The 17578-nt window shown below is 69.6% G+C and carries 11 protein-coding genes; 9 read left to right on the forward strand and 2 right to left on the reverse strand.

Annotated elements, in window-relative coordinates; all coding sequences use genetic code 11:
• From L2U69_RS10805 to L2U69_RS10845, 9 genes are all read left to right on the forward strand, one after another.
• A complete protein-coding gene (locus tag L2U69_RS10805; protein ID WP_236106899.1) occupies nucleotides 1-990 on the forward strand; it encodes a sll0787 family AIR synthase-like protein in 990 nt (329 codons plus the stop codon).
• Nucleotides 983-1285 carry an MSMEG_0570 family nitrogen starvation response protein gene (locus L2U69_RS10810; RefSeq protein ID WP_236106814.1) on the forward strand — a complete coding sequence of 101 codons (303 nt, stop codon included), beginning with the start codon at nucleotides 983-985 and terminating at the stop codon, nucleotides 1283-1285. Before L2U69_RS10805 ends, L2U69_RS10810 begins: the two co-directional genes overlap by 8 nt.
• Entirely contained in the window at nucleotides 1282-2541 is a 1260-nt protein-coding gene (locus tag L2U69_RS10815; RefSeq protein ID WP_236106815.1) for an MSMEG_0569 family flavin-dependent oxidoreductase, read from the forward strand. The genes L2U69_RS10810 and L2U69_RS10815 overlap by 4 nt, the downstream gene beginning before the upstream one ends.
• A gap of 170 nt (nucleotides 2542-2711) precedes the next feature.
• Complete coding sequence (locus L2U69_RS10820) at nucleotides 2712-3146, forward strand: hypothetical protein (RefSeq protein WP_236106816.1); 435 nt, start codon at nucleotides 2712-2714, stop codon at nucleotides 3144-3146.
• Complete coding sequence (locus tag L2U69_RS10825; RefSeq protein WP_236106817.1) at nucleotides 3146-3964, forward strand: cellulose synthase operon protein YhjQ/BcsQ; 819 nt, start codon at nucleotides 3146-3148, stop codon at nucleotides 3962-3964. Before L2U69_RS10820 ends, L2U69_RS10825 begins: the two co-directional genes overlap by 1 nt.
• A complete protein-coding gene (bcsA, locus tag L2U69_RS10830) occupies nucleotides 3955-8730 on the forward strand; it encodes a UDP-forming cellulose synthase catalytic subunit (protein ID WP_236106818.1) in 4776 nt (1591 codons plus the stop codon). Before L2U69_RS10825 ends, bcsA begins: the two co-directional genes overlap by 10 nt.
• Before the next feature lie 107 nt (nucleotides 8731-8837).
• Nucleotides 8838-11750: a cellulose synthase subunit BcsC-related outer membrane protein gene (locus L2U69_RS10835; protein ID WP_236106819.1), complete on the forward strand. Its 2913-nt coding sequence runs from the start codon at nucleotides 8838-8840 to the stop codon at nucleotides 11748-11750.
• Nucleotides 11747-12241, forward strand: coding sequence for a cellulose biosynthesis protein BcsD (bcsD, locus tag L2U69_RS10840; protein WP_236106820.1), 495 nt, complete (start codon nucleotides 11747-11749; stop codon nucleotides 12239-12241). The genes L2U69_RS10835 and bcsD overlap by 4 nt, the downstream gene beginning before the upstream one ends.
• Nucleotides 12242-12244: 3 nt before the next feature.
• Entirely contained in the window at nucleotides 12245-13279 is a 1035-nt protein-coding gene (locus tag L2U69_RS10845) for a glycosyl hydrolase family 8 (RefSeq protein WP_236106821.1), read from the forward strand.
• Here L2U69_RS10845 and L2U69_RS10850 read toward each other — a convergent pair whose 3' ends face one another.
• Both L2U69_RS10850 and L2U69_RS10855 read right to left on the reverse strand, forming a co-directional pair.
• Nucleotides 13280-14482 carry an MFS transporter gene (locus L2U69_RS10850; RefSeq protein ID WP_236106822.1) on the reverse strand — a complete coding sequence of 401 codons (1203 nt, stop codon included), beginning with the start codon at nucleotides 14480-14482 and terminating at the stop codon, nucleotides 13280-13282.
• Nucleotides 14479-17574, reverse strand: coding sequence for an efflux RND transporter permease subunit (locus L2U69_RS10855; RefSeq protein ID WP_236106823.1), 3096 nt, complete (start codon nucleotides 17572-17574; stop codon nucleotides 14479-14481). Before L2U69_RS10855 ends, L2U69_RS10850 begins: the two co-directional genes overlap by 4 nt.
• Nucleotides 17575-17578: the final 4 nt, after the last annotated feature.

Below are 17578 nucleotides of genomic sequence, written 5' to 3' on the forward strand. Positions count from 1 at the left end.
ATGGCCGCCCTCGCCAGACGCCTCGCCGAGGCCCGGGGCCTCGGTCACAAGCGCGACATCGACGCCGTCATGGGCGCCCTCGGTCTCGGCGGCGCGCCCATCGCCGTGGGCGACGATTGCGCGGCGATCCCGGACGGCGACGGTTACCTGCTGTTCGCGATCGAAGGTTTTCTTGCCGATTTCGTCCAGGCGGAACCCTGGTTCGCCGGCTATTGCGGCGTGATGGTCAATGTCTCCGACATCGCCGCCATGGGCGGGCGCCCGGTCGCCGTGGTCGACGCGTTGTGGGCGCGCGACAGCGCCCATGCCGGCCCCATCCTGGGCGGGCTCGCCGCCGCCAGCGCCGCCTATGGCGTGCCCATCGTCGGCGGCCACAGCAACACCCGCAATCCCGGCGGCGAGCAATTGTCGGTCGCCATCATCGGCCGGGCGAAACGCCTGCTGACCAGTTTCGACGCGGCGCCGGGCGACCGCCTCCTGATGGCGATCGACCTGCGCGGGCGCTATCGCGATCCGCATCCCTATTGGGATTGCAGCAGCAACGGCAATCCGCCCCGGCTCCGCGCCGAGATCGAGATCCTGCCGGCGCTCGCCGAAGCCGGTCTCGCCAAGGCGGCCAAGGACATCAGCATGGCGGGCGCCGTCGGCACCGCGCTCATGCTGCTCGAATGTTCGGGGCTCGGCGCCATGATCGACGTCGGCTGCATTCCAAGACCGCCGGGCATCGATCTCGATCGCTGGCTGGTGTCGTTTCCGAGCTTCGGTTTCGTCCTCGCCGTGCCGCCGGGCAATGCGGAGACGGTGATCGCGCGTTTCGCCGCCGCCGGCATCGCCTGCGCCGATGTCGGTGCCTGCGACGGAAGCGGCCTGGTCACCATCACCGACGGCGCGGGCGACGTCGCGCCGGTCTGGGACTTCAACGAAAGCCCGCTCATCGGCTGCGCGCCGGGAACGGGAGCCGGGCCGGGGGGAGGGCGGCGCCATGCCTGAAGTCTGGTTCGACGTCCGCTGGCCCGACGGCACCGACGAGACCTGCTATTCGCCGTCGACCGCCATCACAGACCATCTGGCGCCCGGCGCCACATACGAAATCGCCGAATTCGTGGCGCGCAGCCGCGCCGGCCTCGGCGCCGCCAGCGACAGGGTGAAGGCCCGCTACGGCTATCCCTGCTCGCGGGCCATGGGGCAACTCGCCCGGATCGAACGGACGGCGGCCCGCCATGCCGGCAATCCCGGCGCCACCGTCACCATTTCCGCCATGTCGAAGTCGGGATCGAAGCCATGACTACGCCCAATACCCATTACCCGGTCATCGTCGTCGGTGGCGGCCAGGCCGGCCTGTCCATCAGCTATTTCCTGCAGGAGGCGGGGATCGAGCATCTCGTTCTCGAGAAGCACCGCCCGGGTCACGCCTGGCGCACGGAACGCTGGGACAATTTCTGCCTGGTGACGCCCAATTGGCAGTGCCAGCTGCCGGGCTTTCCCTATCCCGGGCAGGATCCCTTCGGCTTCATGAAGAAGGACGAGGTGCTCGATTATATCGACGCCTATGTCGAACGGACGCGGCCGCCCTTGCGCACCGGCGTCACCGTCGATGCCCTGCGCCGCCGCGACGGCGCCGGCTTCGAACTGGAGACCAGCGCCGGCACCTTCACCGCCGATCAGGTGGTGATCGCGGTCGGCGGCTATCACATCCCGTCGATCCCGCGGGTGGCGGAGCGCCTGCCGGCGTCCGTCGCGCAGATCCATTCGTCGCGCTATCGCAATGCCGCCGCCCTGCCGCCCGGCGCCGTCCTCGTGGTCGGGTCCGGCCAGTCGGGCTGCCAGATCGCCGAGGACCTGCACATCGAAGGGCGCAAGGTCCATCTCTGCGTCGGCAGCGCGCCGCGCGCGCCGCGCCGCTATCGCGGCCGCGATGCGGTCGAATGGCTGCACGACATGGGCCATTACGACATGCCGATCGAACGCCACCCCCTGAAGGAAAGGGTGCGCGGCAAGGCCAATCACTATCTGACGGGCCGCGACGGCGGGCGCGAGATCGACCTGCGCCGCTTCGCTCTCGAAGGCATGGAACTGCACGGCCGCCTGACGAACGTCGCCGGCGGCCGGCTCCATTTCGCCGACGATCTGGCCCGCAACCTCGATGCCGCCGACGAGACCTACAATCGCATCCGCGCGGGCATCGACGCCCATATCGCGGCCAAGGGGATCGAGGCGCCGGTGGATGCGCCCTATGTCGCGCCCTGGCGGCCGGGCGCGCTCGTGCCCGCGATCGACCTGGCCGAGGCCGGCATCGCCACCGTGATCTGGGCCACCGGCTTTCGCTCCAACTTCACCTGGGTCGAGGTGCCGGCCTTCGACGGCAAGGGCTATCCCACCCATCGGCGGGGCGTTTCGGCCGTGCCGGGGCTCTATTTCCTCGGCCTGCCGTGGCTTCATACCTGGGGTTCGGGCCGGTTCTCCGGCATCGCGCGGGATGCCGCCCATATCGCGGGCCAAATCGCGCGCCGTGACGCCGCGAGCGACCGGCGCACCGGTTAGTCGACGCGCGTTCCGGATTTCTGGGTTGTGGGAGACGAGATGAAAGTCTAGGGCGGCGCGGCCGTGGCAATGTTTGCGCTAGAGTCACTGATTCCGTTAATATGCCCCGAATCGGGTGGAAATCTTGGGGACATCCCACGCGACTTCAACGATTCGGCGCGGGTGGCGGAATGGCGAAATCTGACGACACCTCGAGGCTCTTCAGGGCGATGGGGCTCGAAGGCGAACAAGGCAAATACAAGGACATCGGGGCGCTCTCCAGGCGACGGAGCGATGGCGCTGAGGATTTGCCGCTGGTCGCCGCCGTCGACGATCTGCTGAAGGCCCCCGCGACGCCCCGGAAAGCCGGGACGCCCGAAAAATCCGTGGGGCCCGAGAATTCCGTGAGGCCGAGACATGTCCCGGCCAGGGCCGCGCCCGATACCCGGCATGTCCCGGGCGCCGCGCCGCGCCAGGAAAACCCCAGATCCGAGAGCCATGCACAGGCGCCGCCCGCATCCGGCACCGGCCTCGGCCGGATCTTCCAGCGGCAGACCGTGGCGTCCGCCGAGCGGCCGCCGCCCCGGGGCACACCGCTTCGAACCCTGTTCGACAGACTGCGCTGATGCCGGTCGTCGCCTTCTCCTCACCCAAGGGCGGTGTCGGCAAGACGACACTGGCGGCCAATGTGGCGATTGCTCTCCATGATCTCGGGTGGGGGGTCGTGGCGATGGACTTCGACGTCCAGAACAGCCTGCGGCTCCATTTCGGGATCGAGCTTGCCGACGGGCGCGGCTATGTCGCCGCCCATGACCAGCCGGAGGAATGGCCGAATCTCGCCCTGCCGACGGATTCGGGCGTCTTCGTCCTGCCCTATGGCCAGGTGACGGAACAGGAGCGCATTCTCTTCGAGCGCCACCTGATGGAGGAGCCGGACTATCTGCAGCGCGGCCTCGGCCCGATCCTGGAACGGCCGGACTGGGTCGTGCTGGCGGATCTGCCGCCGGGCCCGGCACCCGCGCTCCGCGCCCTCGACGGCGTGGGCGCGCTCCATATCTCGGTATTGCTGGCGGATGCCACATCGCTGTCCCTGTTGCCGCTCATCGAGCGCGGGCATTTCTACGGCGACAAGCGGCCCCTCGTGGTGGTCAACCAGGTCGACCCGCGCCGCCGTCTCAGCCGCATGGTCACCGACTTCATCTCGGGCCGCATTCCCGAAAGCCTGCTCGGCCAGGTCTATCGCGACGAAGGCGCCGCCGAGGCGATCGGCTGGCAGCGTTCGGTCTTCGAACAGGCGCCGAGCGGCGTCGCCGCGCGCGACATCCGCGCGGTCGCGGAACGCCTCTCGCTGCGCCTGAAGGGCGAGGCCGACGACACAGCCGAGACGGCCGAGGACGCGGCGCCCGAAGACGGCGAAGCCGGGGAGGCGCGCAAATGGCCGTAACCGGCGAGGCCCCCCCGCGCGAGCCCTGGTACCGGCGCATCCGCCCGGGTTCGGGCTGGTTCACCGAACAGCTCGTCCCGCTCGAGGCGCTGCCGCGCTGGGTGCTCTATCTGGTCATCGGCTTCGGCATGCTGCTGTCGGTGCCGGTGATCGTGGCGCCCCTCGATCTTCGCCAGCAACTGATCTTCGGCGCCCTGGTCTTCCTGATCGCGCTTCTGGTGAACCGGCTCCGCTCCCAGCCGATCACCATGGTGCTCAGCATGCTCTCGGTGCTGGTCTCCACGCGCTATCTCTACTGGCGCCTGACCGAGACCCTGGATTTCACCAATTGGTTCGGCGGCTTCCTGGGCGTCGGTCTGGTGATGGCCGAAATCTATGCCTGGCTGATCCTGATCCTCGGCTTCTTCCAGACCGCGGCCCCCCTCGACCGCCCGGCCGAGAAACTGCCGGACGATACCTCGCTCTGGCCGACGGTCGACGTCTACATCCCGACCTACAACGAGGAACTGGAAATCGTCGCCGATACGATCCTGGCGGCCCTCAACCTCGACTATCCGGAAGACAAGCTGCGGGTCTATGTGCTCGACGACGGCCGGCGCGAGCAGTTCCGCGAATTCGCCGAAAAGGCCGGCGCGGGCTACATCGTCCGGCCCGACAATGCCCATGCCAAGGCGGGCAACCTGAATCACGCCCTGAAGCTGACCGACGGCGACCTGATCGCCGTCTTCGATGCCGACCATGTGACCACGCGCGGCTTCCTGCAGATGACCGTCGGCGGCTTCCTGACCGATCCGGCTCTCGCCCTGGTGCAGACCCCGCACCATTTCTATTCGCCCGATCCCTTCGAGCGGAACATCCGGGGCGGCGCCTCGATCCCGAACGAGGGCGAGCTGTTCTACGGCCCGGTGCAGAAGGGCAACGACCTCTGGAATGCCGCCTTCTTCTGCGGCTCCTGCGCCGTCATCCGGCGCGCGGCCCTGGACGACGTCGGCGGCTTCGCGGTCGAGACCGTGACCGAGGACGCCCATACCGCGCTTCGCATGCAGAAGCGCGGCTGGAACACCGCCTATCTCGACGTCGCCCTCGCCGCCGGCCGGGCGACGGAGCGCCTGGTGCTGCACGTCGGCCAGCGCGTGCGCTGGGCGCGCGGCATGACCCAGATCCTGCGGCGCGAGAACCCGCTGTTCGGCGGCAAGCTGACCCTGGCGCAGCGCCTCTGCTACCTGAACGCCATGCTGCACTTCCAGTTCGCCCTGCCACGCATCGTGTTCCTGACCGCGCCCATCGCCTTCCTGCTCCTGAACGAGAACATCATCGCCTCGACGGCGCCCATGGTGCTCGCCTATGCGGGGCCGCACCTGCTGCACGCGGCCCTGACCAACACCCGGGTGCACGGTCCCTATCGCCTGACCTTCTGGGGCGAGCTCTACGAGACGTCGCTGTCGTTCCATCTGGTCTGGCCGGTGCTCGCCGCCATGATCAATCCGCGCCTCGGCAAGTTCAACGTGACCGAGAAGGGCGGCCTTCTCGAGCGGGAGTATTTCGATTTCCGCATCGCCCGCTTCCACATCTTCACCCTGGTCCTCGTCGTGCTCGGCCTCGGCATCGGCGTCTATCGTCTGATCTACGTCTGGGGCGACGAGACGATCCGCGACGTGCTCCTGATGAACGTGGCCTGGGCCTCGTTCAACGCAGTGATCCTGATGGGGGCGATGGCGGCGGCCTTCGAGACCAGGCAGATCCGCCGCACCATCCGCCTGCCCATCATCATGCCCGTCACCGTGTTCACGGCGACGGGCCATGCCGTCTGCGCGACGACCGTCAACATGTCCATGGGGGGGGCCATGCTCCGCATGCCCGAAGGCACCGTGATCGAGGCCGAGGACGTCGAGGCCGTCGAATTTCCGGTCGCCGACCGGACCGAAGTCTTCCCCGCGACCGGCGTCGCGATCAACGGCGACAGCCTGCGTATCAGTTTCGGTGAAATGCCCGTATCCCTCTATCGTCTTCTCGTCGGCGTCGTCTTCGGGCGCGCCGACGCCTGGGTGGAGCGCCGCACGCGCCCACTCGACAAGCCCTCCCGCGCCGTCTTCTCGATCCTGCGGGCGACCTTCGGCCTGTTCCTGCGCTGGCGTCCCAAGGCGGCGCCCGCCGCGCAGCCGAAACCGGCGGCCGAGATCGCGGCCGCGGTTCAGGACGTGCCCTCGCGCACGATGGTGCCCGGTGCCCGCGTACCCGGCGCCCGCGTGGCCGATGCGCGGGCACCCGCCGCCGGCGGCGTCCTGCGCGGCGCGCTTCCCTTCGCCCTGGCGGCGGCGCTGGCCCTCGGCTTCGGGGCCGCGCCCGATGCCAGGGCCCAGAATGCGCCGGTACAGCTCGTGCCCGGCACGGCGGCGCCGGACGCCGGCCCGACGACGGACGCCGGGGCCACCGGCGCAAGGATGCCGCAGCCGCCGGAAGGCCTGGACCCCGGCCCGGACTCGAGGCCCACCGTGGCGCCCGGATCGGCGTCTCCCGCCGCGTCGGCCCCGCCCGGCGTGCCGCCGCGTCCGACGGAAGGGCCTGCCGCGCCCGCGCCGGCGGCCATGGCACCCGCCACGTCCGCCCCCTATGTGCCGGCGGTCCCGGCCGCGCCGGCGGCCGGTTCGCGCAACGTCACCGTCAGCCTGCAGGATCTCGGCGCGCGCGAACCTCTCCGCCTGCTCGGCGTCGAATCCGAGATCGGCTTTCCCCTCGACATCCGTCAGGACGAAGTGGTGACGGCGGCCAAGATCACGGTCGAATTCGCCTATTCGCCGTCGCTGATACCGGACCTGTCCCATCTCTCGGCGCTGGTGAACGGCGTCGTCGTCGGCACCGTCGCCCTCCCGCGCGAGAATGCGGGCGGCATGAAGGTGGAGATTCCGGTCAACCCGGCGCTCTTCGTCCGCCGCAACCGTGTCGGCGTCCGTGTCATCGCCCATTACACGATGGAATGCGAGGACCCGGTCCACAGCAGCCTGTGGTCGATCATCGACAACGCGACGCGCCTCGATCTCACCCTGCAGTCGCTGCCGCCGGCGACGGACCTCGCGGCGCTGCCGGCGCCCTTCTTCGACGCGGCGGAGCGCAAGGCGCTGAAGCTGCCGATCGCGCTGCCGCCCAATCCCTCGCCCGAGCTTCTGAAGGCGGCGGCGGTCGTCGCGGGTTACTTCGCCGCCGAGGCGGGCGAACGCGGCGCCGACTTCCCGGTCACCCTCGGTTCCGTCGCGACCGGCGACCATGTCGTCGTGGCGACGCCGCAGAGCGCGCCGGCGGGTCTCGACCTGCCCGCCCTGACCGGCCCGACCATCGCCAATGTCGCCAACCGGGGCGGCGGCCGCATCCTGCTGATCGCCGGGCGGAACGACGCGGAACTGAACGCGGCGGCGGCGACCCTCGCGCTCGGCTCGGTCACGCTGACCGGCCCCAGCGCCACGGTCGGAACGCCCAAGGTGGCGCCGCGCGAGGCCTATGACGCGCCGCGCTGGGTGCCGGACGACCGTCCGGTGCGTTTCGGCGAGCTGGTGGAACCCGACACCTTGCAGGGCTACGGTCTGATTCCGGGGCCGCTCGGCGTACCCTTCCGCACCGCGCCCGATCTCTTCGTCTGGAGCGACCGGGGCCTGCCGATGGTGGTGCGCTACCGCTATCCGCGCGGCGAATGGATGGATCTGGAACGCTCGCGCCTCGACGTTTCGATCAACGGCCAATATCTGAAGTCCCTGCCGGCGACGGGGCCCAACCTGCTCGACGACGTGCGCGACATCGTGGGCGACGATTTCGTCCTGAACGAAGCCCGGGTGAAGGTGCCGCCGTTCCAGGTCTACGGCCGGAACCGGCTCGAATTCTTCTACGATCTCCGGCCGAGGAAGAAGGGCGAATGCGAAGGCGTGCTGCCGACCAACGTGGTTTCGGCGATCGACCCGGATTCGACCCTCGACATCTCGGGCGCGGAACGTTTCGCGGTGATGCCCAATCTGTCGTTCTTCGCCGGTGCCGGTTTCCCCTACACGAAATACGCCGACATGGGCGAGACCGCGGTGATCCTGCCCGAACGCCCGAAGGCGGACGAGATTCGCGCCTTCCTCGACCTCATGGGGCGCTTCACGGAATTCACCGGCTTTCCGCCGCTGCGCCTCACGCTGCTGTTCGGCACGGGCGATCTGGCGCCGGCGCGCGGCCGGGACGTGATCGTCGTCGGCACGCTGGGCGACCGCCTGAATCTCGAGCGGCTGGCGACGGACGGGCCGCTCCGGGTCGCGGACGGGCGCCTGGCGATCGCGACCGGCCGGCCGATCGACCGCGCCTACGCGCTCCTCGACGGCGACGACTGGGTCGAACAGCAGCGCGAGGCGGGCGAGCTTCTGATGACCAGCCCGGATTTCGCCGGGCTCGTCGGCGAACGGATCGGCGGGGCGGACGACCGCTCCCTCGTCATGGTGGTGGCGAGCAAGAGCGAACGGCTGCCGATCCTCGTCAGGTCCCTCAACGATCCCGACGTCAACGCGGCGGTGCAGGGCGATCTCGCGGTGCTGGACGGCAATGCCATGCGCAGCTTCCGCGTCGGCGACACCTATACGGTCGGCAGTCTCGGGTTCTATGGCGAACTGCGCTGGTATTTCCGCAACAGGCCCCTGGTGCTGATCGCGTTCGCGGTGGGCGCCATGGTCCTGATCGGCATCGTGGTCTACACTTTGCTGCGGCTGATCACCAAGGCGCGGCTTCGCCGAAAGGCGACGACATGACATCGGGGCATGACATGAAGCGCGGGCAATCGATCGGGGCGTCCGCACCGGCGGGCCGGCCCATGACGGACGGCATGTTCCGGAACGCGCGGCGGCGCAGGCCGGGAATGCGGCATTCGCCGGCACTGTTCGCGCTGGTGCTCGCCCTGTCGCCGCTGGCCGCCGCCGCGACTCCCGGTCCGGCGGATGCCGTGCCCGCGAAGGACGCGGTCGGCACGCTTCTGGAACAGGCGGCGTTCTGGCGCGCCCAGGGCCGGGCCGATCTGGCGGTCCAGGCCATGCAGCGCGTCTATGCCCTGGCGCCGCGCGATCCGGCCGTGATTCGGCACCTCGGCCTCTTTGCCGTCGAGGACGGCGATCTCGCCGCCGCCCGGGGCTGGCTCGGGTTGCTCCGCCGCGTGGCGCCCGACGACGACGGTGCCGTCGCAGGCCTCGAAGCCGCGCTGTCGCGCGCCACGCCCCGCACGGCGGATCCCGCCGCCGTGATGCCGCAGGCGGCTGCCGCCGCCACCACGCCGCAGGCGGCGGCCCTGGCGCACGTCCGTCAGGACGCGCAAGGACCGCTGCGGGGGCCGGCCGCGCGCTATGCCGGCCATGTGGCGCTGCTGGCCGGCGCTGGCCTCGACGCCGAGGCGCTGGCCCTGCTCAATCGGCTGGAACAGACGCCGGGCATGGATCGCGACGGGGTCGCGCGGCTGAACGCCGTGGTGGCGGCCGCGCGGGCCGACCGGCTGCGCGCCGCCGGGCAGCTTGCGGAAGCCTATGACGTCATCGCGATGGCCCTGGCCCTGACCGCCGACGATGCCGGCCTGCAGGCGGCGCTCGCGCGTCTCTACGATGCCGGCGGCCTGCACCGCGAGGCGCTCGCGGTCTATGGCCGCCTGCTGACCGTCGATCCCGATGACCCGATCCTGATCCGGGGCGCGGTCGACGCCGCGATCGGCGCGGGCGATCCGGCAACGGCCGGGCGCCTGCTGGCGACGGCGCTGGCGCGCCTGCCGGGCGATCCGGACCTTCGCGCCGCCGCGGATCGGCTGGCGGCGGGCCGTGGTACGCCGGCGGTCACGACGATCGCCATGGCCACCGGCAATCCGTTCCGCCGGGCGGAAGAAGGGCCCGCCGACGTATCGGCGCCGACGACCCTGACCCGGATCGAGGAACCGGCGGCGGCCCCGGCCCGGCCCCGAATCCTGCCCCGAATCCTGCCCGCGCGCCCAACCATCGTCGCCGCCCCCGCACCGCCCGCCGCGCCCGACCGCCCACGCCCGGTCGCGACCGAGGCGGCGCTGATGCCCCGGACCGCCGCTTCCGGCGCGACGTCCGGCGGGCTCTATCTGCCCGGATCGGAAATCCGCTCGGTCTATGTCCCGCCCGAGGGCCCGGCCGAAACAACGGCCCCCGCCGGCACGGTCGGCGCCTATGGCCAGCCGTTGACGCCGCCGCAGGTGACCTATCCGCCGCCGGGGGCGGCACCGGTCGCGGTCGAATATGCCGCCGCGCCGTCGCCCGCGCTCGCCAATGATCCGATGGCCCGGGACATCGACCGTCAGCTCGCCGAACTGCGGGAGCAGACGGTCGCCTTCGTGAGGGGCGACGTGCGGCTTCGTTCGCGCGACGGCGAATCCGGACTTTCGGAACTGACGGAACTGGGGGCCGATTTCTCGGCTTCGGTATCGCCCTTCGGCGATGGCCGTCTGACCCTGACCGCGACCCCCATCAGTCTCGATGCCGGCACCGCATCGGACATCGGCGCCCAGCGCTTCGCCCTCAATCCCCTGGTGCCGACCGAGGTCACCGAGACCAATCGCGACGAACTGGAGACGCTGGTCACCAGCAACCCCAACGTCTGGAACTATCTGACGACGGAACAGAAATCGATCCTGGGGGCGGCCATCACGGCGCCCACGGTGACGCCGCTGGCGGATTTCACCGCCGCCAATCCCGACATCGTCGCTGCCCTTTCGAGCGATCTGCAGACGGCGATCACCGACGCCCTGGCGGCCAATGCCGATGCCGCGCTCAGCACTTTCGTCACCCTCAACCCGACGATCCGGACCTTCCTGACCACGGCCCAGGAAGCGACCCTGGACGCCGCCATCGCGACCGAGATCTATGCCTTCGATTCGGCGCGCCTCGCCGCGCTCCGGCGCGCGCCGTCGCAGAAGACGACCGGCCTCGGGCTCAATCTCGCCTATGCCAACGGGCCGCTGACGGTCGATGTCGGTACTTCGCCGCTCGGCTTCGCGGTCGAGAACGTGGTCGGCGGCGTCAATTGGACGCCGCGCCTGTCCGATACCGCGCAGGTCTCGATCACGGCGGAGCGGCGCGCCGTGACCGACAGCATGCTGGCCTTCGCCGGGACCGAGGATCCCTTCACCGGCGAGACCTGGGGCGGCGTCACGCGGACCGGCGGTCGCGTCATGTTCGCCTCGGACGACGGCAATGTCGGCCTCTATGCCGGCGGCGGCTATTACGAGCTGGAGGGCGAGAATGTCGCCGACAACAGCCAGGTCGAGGCGACGGTCGGCGCCTATTTCCGCCCCTATCGCACCGAGCGCAGCGAGCTGAAGGTCGGCCTCAACCTGAGCTATACCGACTACGACCGCAATCTCGGCGAATTCACCTTCGGCCACGGCGGCTATTTCAGCCCGCAGAACCTGATTTCCCTGGCGATCCCGGTCGACTACGAGGGCAAGAGCCGCGACGGCAAATGGCAATATGGTCTCGGCGGCGCCATCGGCTACCAGTCCTACGACAAGGAAGCCTCGCCCTATTTCCCGACCAATGCCGCCTATCAGAGCATCCTCGATCAGGAGGCCGACGCCGGCCTGATCTCCTCGTCCTATTATCCGGCCGTCAGCGAGAGCGGCGTCGGCGGCAATATCCACGGCAGTTTCGACTATGAGATCGACGACCGCACCACGGTCGGCGGCGCCGCGTCCTACGACAGTTTCGGCGAGTTTTCGGAGAGTTCGGTCATGTTCTACGTGAAGCATTTGGTCGACGAGGTGCTGCCATGAGCATGTTCGCCCGTCCCGCCGCACCCGCGACCGCCACCTCCGACGTCACCGATCCGGAAAGCCTCTATGCCCTCGCGCTGCGTACCGAAGGGCCGCTGCCGCTGTTCCTCGACGCCGTGGTCGAGGAATTGTTCGCCATGGCCAGCGGCGACGACGCGGCCGCCTTTCTGCGTCTCGTCGGCGGCCATATGGCACGCGGCATGAGCCTCGAGGCGGTGGAGACCCTGGAAGCCCTGGAAGGCCTGATGAACGCGGCCCTGACCGCCAGGCGCTGGGGCTGGGTGCGCCTGTCGGAGGTCGAGGCGGGCATCCGCATCCGCCACGGCGGCCTGCCGGTCCGCCCGTCGTCCACCACCGGCCAGGCCATGGCGGCGCTGCTCGAAGGGCTCTACGGCCATTGGCTGGAGCATGCCGGCGGCAGCGCCGATCTGAAGGCCCGCCATACCGGCACTCTTGGGGGCGAGACGGTCGAACTGGTCTACGGCCGGTAAGGCATGCGGGCTCTCGCGCGCCTCGTCCTCCTTGCGGCGATCGTGTTCGGCGCGCTGGGCGGCGTGGCGACCGCCCAGGCGCCAGTGCCCTGGACCGATTTCAAGGGCCGTTTCCTGAAGCCGGACGGCCGCATCGCCGACAACGGCAACGACGGCGTCAGCCACAGCGAGGGCCAGGGCTTCGCCATGCTGCTGGCCGTGATCGCGAACGACCGGCCGGCCTTCGACCTGATCTGGGGCTGGACGCGGGATCACCTGCGGCGCGAACAGGATGCGCTGTTCGCCTGGCGCTGGGTGCCCGGCGCCGGTGATCCGGTGCCCGACCGCAACGATGCGGCGGACGGCGACATCTTCATCGCCTGGGCCCTGATGCGTGCCGGCAGCCGCTGGGAAGATCCCGGACTGACCGAAGCCGGCGCCGAGATCCGCCGGGCGATCCGCGAGAAGCTGGTGATCGAGCACGTCGGGCGTCACCTGCTGCTGCCGGGCGTCGAGGGGTTCCGCACCGAGGGCGAGGCGGGCAAGCCCGGCGACGTCATCGTCAATCCGTCCTACCTCGTGTTTCCGGCTTTCCTGGCCTTTCACGCGGCAGCGCCGGAGGAGGGCTGGGACCGGGTGATCGCCGATGGCTTCACCCTTTTGCTGGATGCCCGTTTCGGGCGCTATGGCCTGCCGCCGGACTGGCTGGTGGTGACCGGGGACGGGCGTCTGGCGCCGGCGCCGGGCTGGCCGCCGCGTTTCGGCTTCGATGCCTTCCGGGTAGCACTCTATCTCGCCTGGGGGCGGGCACCGGCGGAGCAGTTCGGGCCCCTGCGCGGCTATTTCACCGGTTACGCCGGGCGGCTGCCGGCCTGGGCCGATCTCGCCACCGGCGCCATCGCCGACTATCAGGGCTCGCGCGGGATGCGGGCGGTCGCCGGTCTGGTCCTCGGCGTCCGCGACGTCGCGGCCGAGGTCACGCAGCCGGACGACGAATATTATGCCGCCGTCATCGCCCTGCTGACCGCCGCCGCCTGGCACGACCGCGCCCATCCCTGATCAGCGTCGCAGGGCCCGTGTCGCGATGGCGACGGCGGCGAGGCCGAGCACGGCCGCCAGCAGGAAGGCGGCGCCGGGGAAGTGGACGGGCGTCGACGGACCGATGAAATGGCGGAAGACGAAGGCGCCGGTCAGGGGGCCGGCGACGGCGGCAAGGCCGGTGACGCCGCTGATCGTGCCCTGGAGAAGCCCCTGTTCGTCGTCGCCGACGGACGTCGAGGTCAGCGCCTGCACGGCCGGCGCCGCCGCCATGGCGAAGGGCATGAAGACGAGGGCGGCATAGAGTTGCCAGCCCGCCGTCACGAAGGCGAGGGCGGTGCAGAACAGGGTCATGGCGACAAGCCCGATCAGCAGGGTGCGCCCGGGGCCGAGGCGCCGGATCATCTGTGGTGCGAAACCGGCCTGGGCGAGGATGGCGGTGATGCCCAGCACGCCGAGCGAAATCCCGACCTCGCGCGGGCCCCAGCCCAATTGGACGCCGGTGAACAGGACCCAGGTCGCCTGCACCCCGGAATGGGCCAGCATGAACAGGAAGACCACGGCCATCAGCCCCGCGACGACGCGGTTGCGGCGCCAGGCCATCAGGCCCGACAGCGGATTGATGGCGGCGAGATCCAGCGCCTTTCGCTTTTCGGGCGCCAGACTCTCGGGCAGGACGAAGAAACCGTAGAGCACGTTGATGCCGGTCAGGATCGCGGCCGCGACAAAGGGCACGCGCGGCCCGAATTCGCCGAGCAATCCGCCGATCGCGGGGCCGGAGACGAAGCCGATGGCGAAGGTGGCGCCCGCGATGGCGAAGGCGCGGCCGCGATCGTCGGGCCGCGAGACGTCCGCGACATAGGCGGTGGCGGCGGCGGTGCTGGCGCCGCAGATGCCGGCGACGAAACGCGCGCCGAACAGCAGCCAGACCGATCCCGCCAGGGCCGCGACGATGTGATCGAGGGTGGCGCCGGCCATGGCGATCAGCAGCACGGGCCGGCGCCCGTAACGGTCCGACAGGCGGCCCAGAAGGGGGGCGCAGACGAAGGTGGCGGCGGCATAGGCGGCCTGCATGGCGCCGAAGGCGGTGCTGGCTTCCGCCGGGCCGCCGCTCACCAGGCTTTCCACCAGATGGGGCACGACCGGCGCCACCAGGCCGTAACCCATGGCATCCAGCAGAATGGTGAAGAGGATGAAACGTCCGGCGGCGGAAGAATGGGTCATTCGGCGGGCAGGTCCGAGGGCAGCCAGCGCGAGCGGTGCCGGCCGCGCAGCCGGTCGATCGCGACATAGACCACGGGGGTCGTATAGATCGTCACCATCTGGGCCGCCAGCAGGCCGCCGACGATGGCGATGCCCAGCGGCTGGCGCATTTCGGAGCCGATGCCGATGCCGATCGCCAGCGGCACGGCGCCGAAGACGGCGGCCATTGTGGTCATGGTGATGGGGCGGAAGCGCAGTTTGGCCGCGCGCACGATGGCGTCGCGCGGTGAAAGTCCCAGCTCGCGTTCCGCGACCAGGGCGAAATCGACCATCATGATCGCATTCTTCATGACGATGCCGATCAGCAGGATCAGGGCGATCGCGGCGATGAAGGAGAATTCGGTGCCCGTGATCAAAAGCGCGATCAAGGCGCCGACGCCGGACGACGGCAGGGTCGAGAGGATGGTCAGGGGATGGGCATAGCTCTCATAGAGCATGCCGAGCACGAGATAGATGGCGACGATGGCACCCAGCAGCATCCAGCCCTGGGCCTGATCGGCGTCCGATGCCGCCTTGGCGTCGCCGGCGAAGAGGCCCTGGATGTCGGGCGGCAGGTTGATCGCTACGGCCTTTTCCCGGATCCGGTCCATGGCATCGCCCAGCGCCACGCCCGGCGCCAGATTGAAGCCCACGGTGATGGCCGGCACCTGGCCCATGTGGTTGATCTGCACGGGCGAAAGGCCGATTTCCGTCCGGGTCACGCTGGACAGCGGCACCTGCTGGCCCTCGCCCCCGGTGACATGCAGCCGGTCCAGGGCGGCGAGATCCATGCGGTTCTCGGCCGTCACCTCCATCACCACCTTGGACTGGTCGAATTCCTTGTAGATGGTGGCGATCTGGCGCTGGCCGAAGGCATTGTAGAGCGCGAGATCGATGGCGGCGACGGAAACGCCGAAGCGCGCCGCATTCTCGCGGTCGATCACCAGATGGGCGGAGAGACCGTTCGCGTTCTGGTCGGTCGAGACGTCGGCCAGTTCCGGCATGCCGCGCATGGCATCGCGCATGCGCGCGACCCAGGTTTCCAGCTTCGGCAGATCGGCGCCGGTCAGCGTGTATTGATAGGCGGCGCGCCCGGCCCTGCCGCCGACACCGAAATCGTCGACCGGCGAGAGATAGGTGTCGATACCGTAGAGCGCGGCGAGCTTGGGGCGCAGGCGATCGACGACCTCCTGCGCGCTGACGTCGCGTTCGTCGAAACCCTTCAGGTTCACGGTCAGATTGCCGTTGTTGATCGAATTGAACAGGCCGACGCCGACGAAGGAGGAGACGCTGTCGACCGCCGGATCGGCCAGGATCACGCGCGTCGCCTCGGCCTGACGCTCGCGCATGGCCTCGAAGGAAATGTCGGGCGGGGCATCGGTCACGCCCTTGATCACGCCCGTGTCCTGCTTGGGCAGAAAGCCCTTGGGCACGGCGCCGAACAGGGACAGCCCCAGGATCATGGCGCCGAAGACGACACCCAGCATGGTCCAGGGCCGGCCCAGCGCGGCGTCGAGGCCCCGGCCATAGGCATCGGTCACGCGCTGGAGGAACGTCTCGACGGCGGTCGAAAATCGCCCGGGCGCCTTCTCCTGGTCCGGCGTCGGCAGCAGATGGCCGCACATCATGGGCGTGACGGTCAGCGAGATGAAGGCGGAGAGCACGATCGCGACCGCCAGGGTCACGCCGAATTCCTGGAAGAAACGGCCCAGAATGCCGGGCATGAACAGGATCGGGATCAGCGCCGCCAGCAGGGACGCGGTCAGGGAGACGACGGTGAAGGCGATCTGACGCGCGCCCTTGGCCGCCGCCGCCATCGGCGTCTCGCCCTGTTCGATCAGGCGAAAGACGTTTTCGATCATCACGACCGTATCGTCGACGATGAAGCCGATGGCCAGGATCAGGGCCATGATCGACAGATTGTCGAGACTGTAGCCCAGCAGATACATGACCGCGAAGGTGCCGCAGATGGCGACGGGAATGGTCACGCTGGGGATGAAGGTCGCCCAGAAACGGCGGAGAAACAGGGCGATCACCAGCACCACCAACGCCGTCGACAGCAGCAGGGTGAGTTGCAGGTCCATGATGCCGGCGCGCAGGATCCGGGTCCGGTCCGCCACCACCTGAACCTCGATCGCCGGCGGCAATACGGGGCGAAGCGACTGCAGTTCGGCGCGGACGGCATCGACGACATCGATCGTATTGGCGCCCGGGCGCTTACGCACCTCGACCAGCACGGCGCGCTTGCCGTTCAGCCAGGATCCGACCTTCAGATTGGAGACGTCGTCGGTAACGAGGGCGATATCGCCGAGGCGGATGGGGGCACCGGCGCGCCAGGCGACGATCTGGCCGCGCCAGGCTTCCGCATCGGCCAATTGATCGTCGGCGCCGATGGTCAGCACCCGCTCCGGCCCATCCAGCGCGCCCTTCGGCCCGAGGTTGGAAACGGCGCCCATGGCGGCGCGCAGGTCCTCCATCGAAAGACCGAGGGCGGAGAGGCGCAAGGGATCGACCGCGACCCGGACGGCCGCCTTGTCCGCGCCCGAGATCGAGACCTGGGAGACGCCCGGCAGGCGCGAGAGTTTCTGGGACAGGATCTGATCGGCGAAACCATAGACTTCCGCCGCCGGCAGGATGTCGCTGGCCAGCGCCATGGTGATCACGGGGAAGATGTTGGGATTGGCCTTGATGTAGAAGGGCGGCGCCGGCATGTCGGCGGGCAGGAAGGCGGCGGCGGCATTGATCGCGGCCTGGACGTCGCGCGCCACCGCGTCGACGTCGCGGCCGATGTCGAATTGGGCGACGATGGTGGTGCCGCCGACGGCATTGATCGCGGTCAGTTCCGTCAGGCCGCCGATCACGCCCATCTGGCGTTCCAGGGGGGTGGCGACGGCGGCGGCCATAGTCTCCGGGCTGGCGCCGGGCAGGCTGGCGCGCACCACCACCGTCGGCAGGTCGACGATGGGCATGGAAGAGACCGGCAGGCTGAAATAGGCGACGATGCCGAGCAGCAGCGTGCCCAGCATGACCAATGTGGTCGCCACCGGCCGGCGGATGAAGGGATCGGCGATCATGGGC

The sequence above is a fragment of the Zavarzinia marina genome (assembly GCF_021568905.1).
Taxonomy (GTDB): domain Bacteria; phylum Pseudomonadota; class Alphaproteobacteria; order Zavarziniales; family Zavarziniaceae; genus Zavarzinia; species Zavarzinia marina.

Excerpts from the sequence above, each read along its gene's own strand:
- L2U69_RS10805 (WP_236106899.1), top strand. The coding sequence starts at position 1 with ATGGCCGCCCTCGCCAGACGCCTCGCCGAGGCCCGGGGCCTCGGTCAC.
- L2U69_RS10810 (WP_236106814.1), top strand. The coding sequence starts at position 983 with ATGCCTGAAGTCTGGTTCGACGTCCGCTGGCCCGACGGCACCGACGAG.
- L2U69_RS10815 (WP_236106815.1), top strand. The coding sequence starts at position 1,282 with ATGACTACGCCCAATACCCATTACCCGGTCATCGTCGTCGGTGGCGGC.
- L2U69_RS10820 (WP_236106816.1), top strand. The coding sequence starts at position 2,712 with ATGGCGAAATCTGACGACACCTCGAGGCTCTTCAGGGCGATGGGGCTC.
- L2U69_RS10825 (WP_236106817.1), top strand. The coding sequence starts at position 3,146 with ATGCCGGTCGTCGCCTTCTCCTCACCCAAGGGCGGTGTCGGCAAGACG.
- bcsA (WP_236106818.1), top strand. The coding sequence starts at position 3,955 with ATGGCCGTAACCGGCGAGGCCCCCCCGCGCGAGCCCTGGTACCGGCGC.
- L2U69_RS10835 (WP_236106819.1), top strand. The coding sequence starts at position 8,838 with ATGCGGCATTCGCCGGCACTGTTCGCGCTGGTGCTCGCCCTGTCGCCG.
- bcsD (WP_236106820.1), top strand. The coding sequence starts at position 11,747 with ATGAGCATGTTCGCCCGTCCCGCCGCACCCGCGACCGCCACCTCCGAC.
- L2U69_RS10845 (WP_236106821.1), top strand. The coding sequence starts at position 12,245 with ATGCGGGCTCTCGCGCGCCTCGTCCTCCTTGCGGCGATCGTGTTCGGC.
- L2U69_RS10850 (WP_236106822.1), bottom strand. The coding sequence starts at position 14,482 with ATGACCCATTCTTCCGCCGCCGGACGTTTCATCCTCTTCACCATTCTG.
- L2U69_RS10855 (WP_236106823.1), bottom strand. The coding sequence starts at position 17,574 with ATGATCGCCGATCCCTTCATCCGCCGGCCGGTGGCGACCACATTGGTC.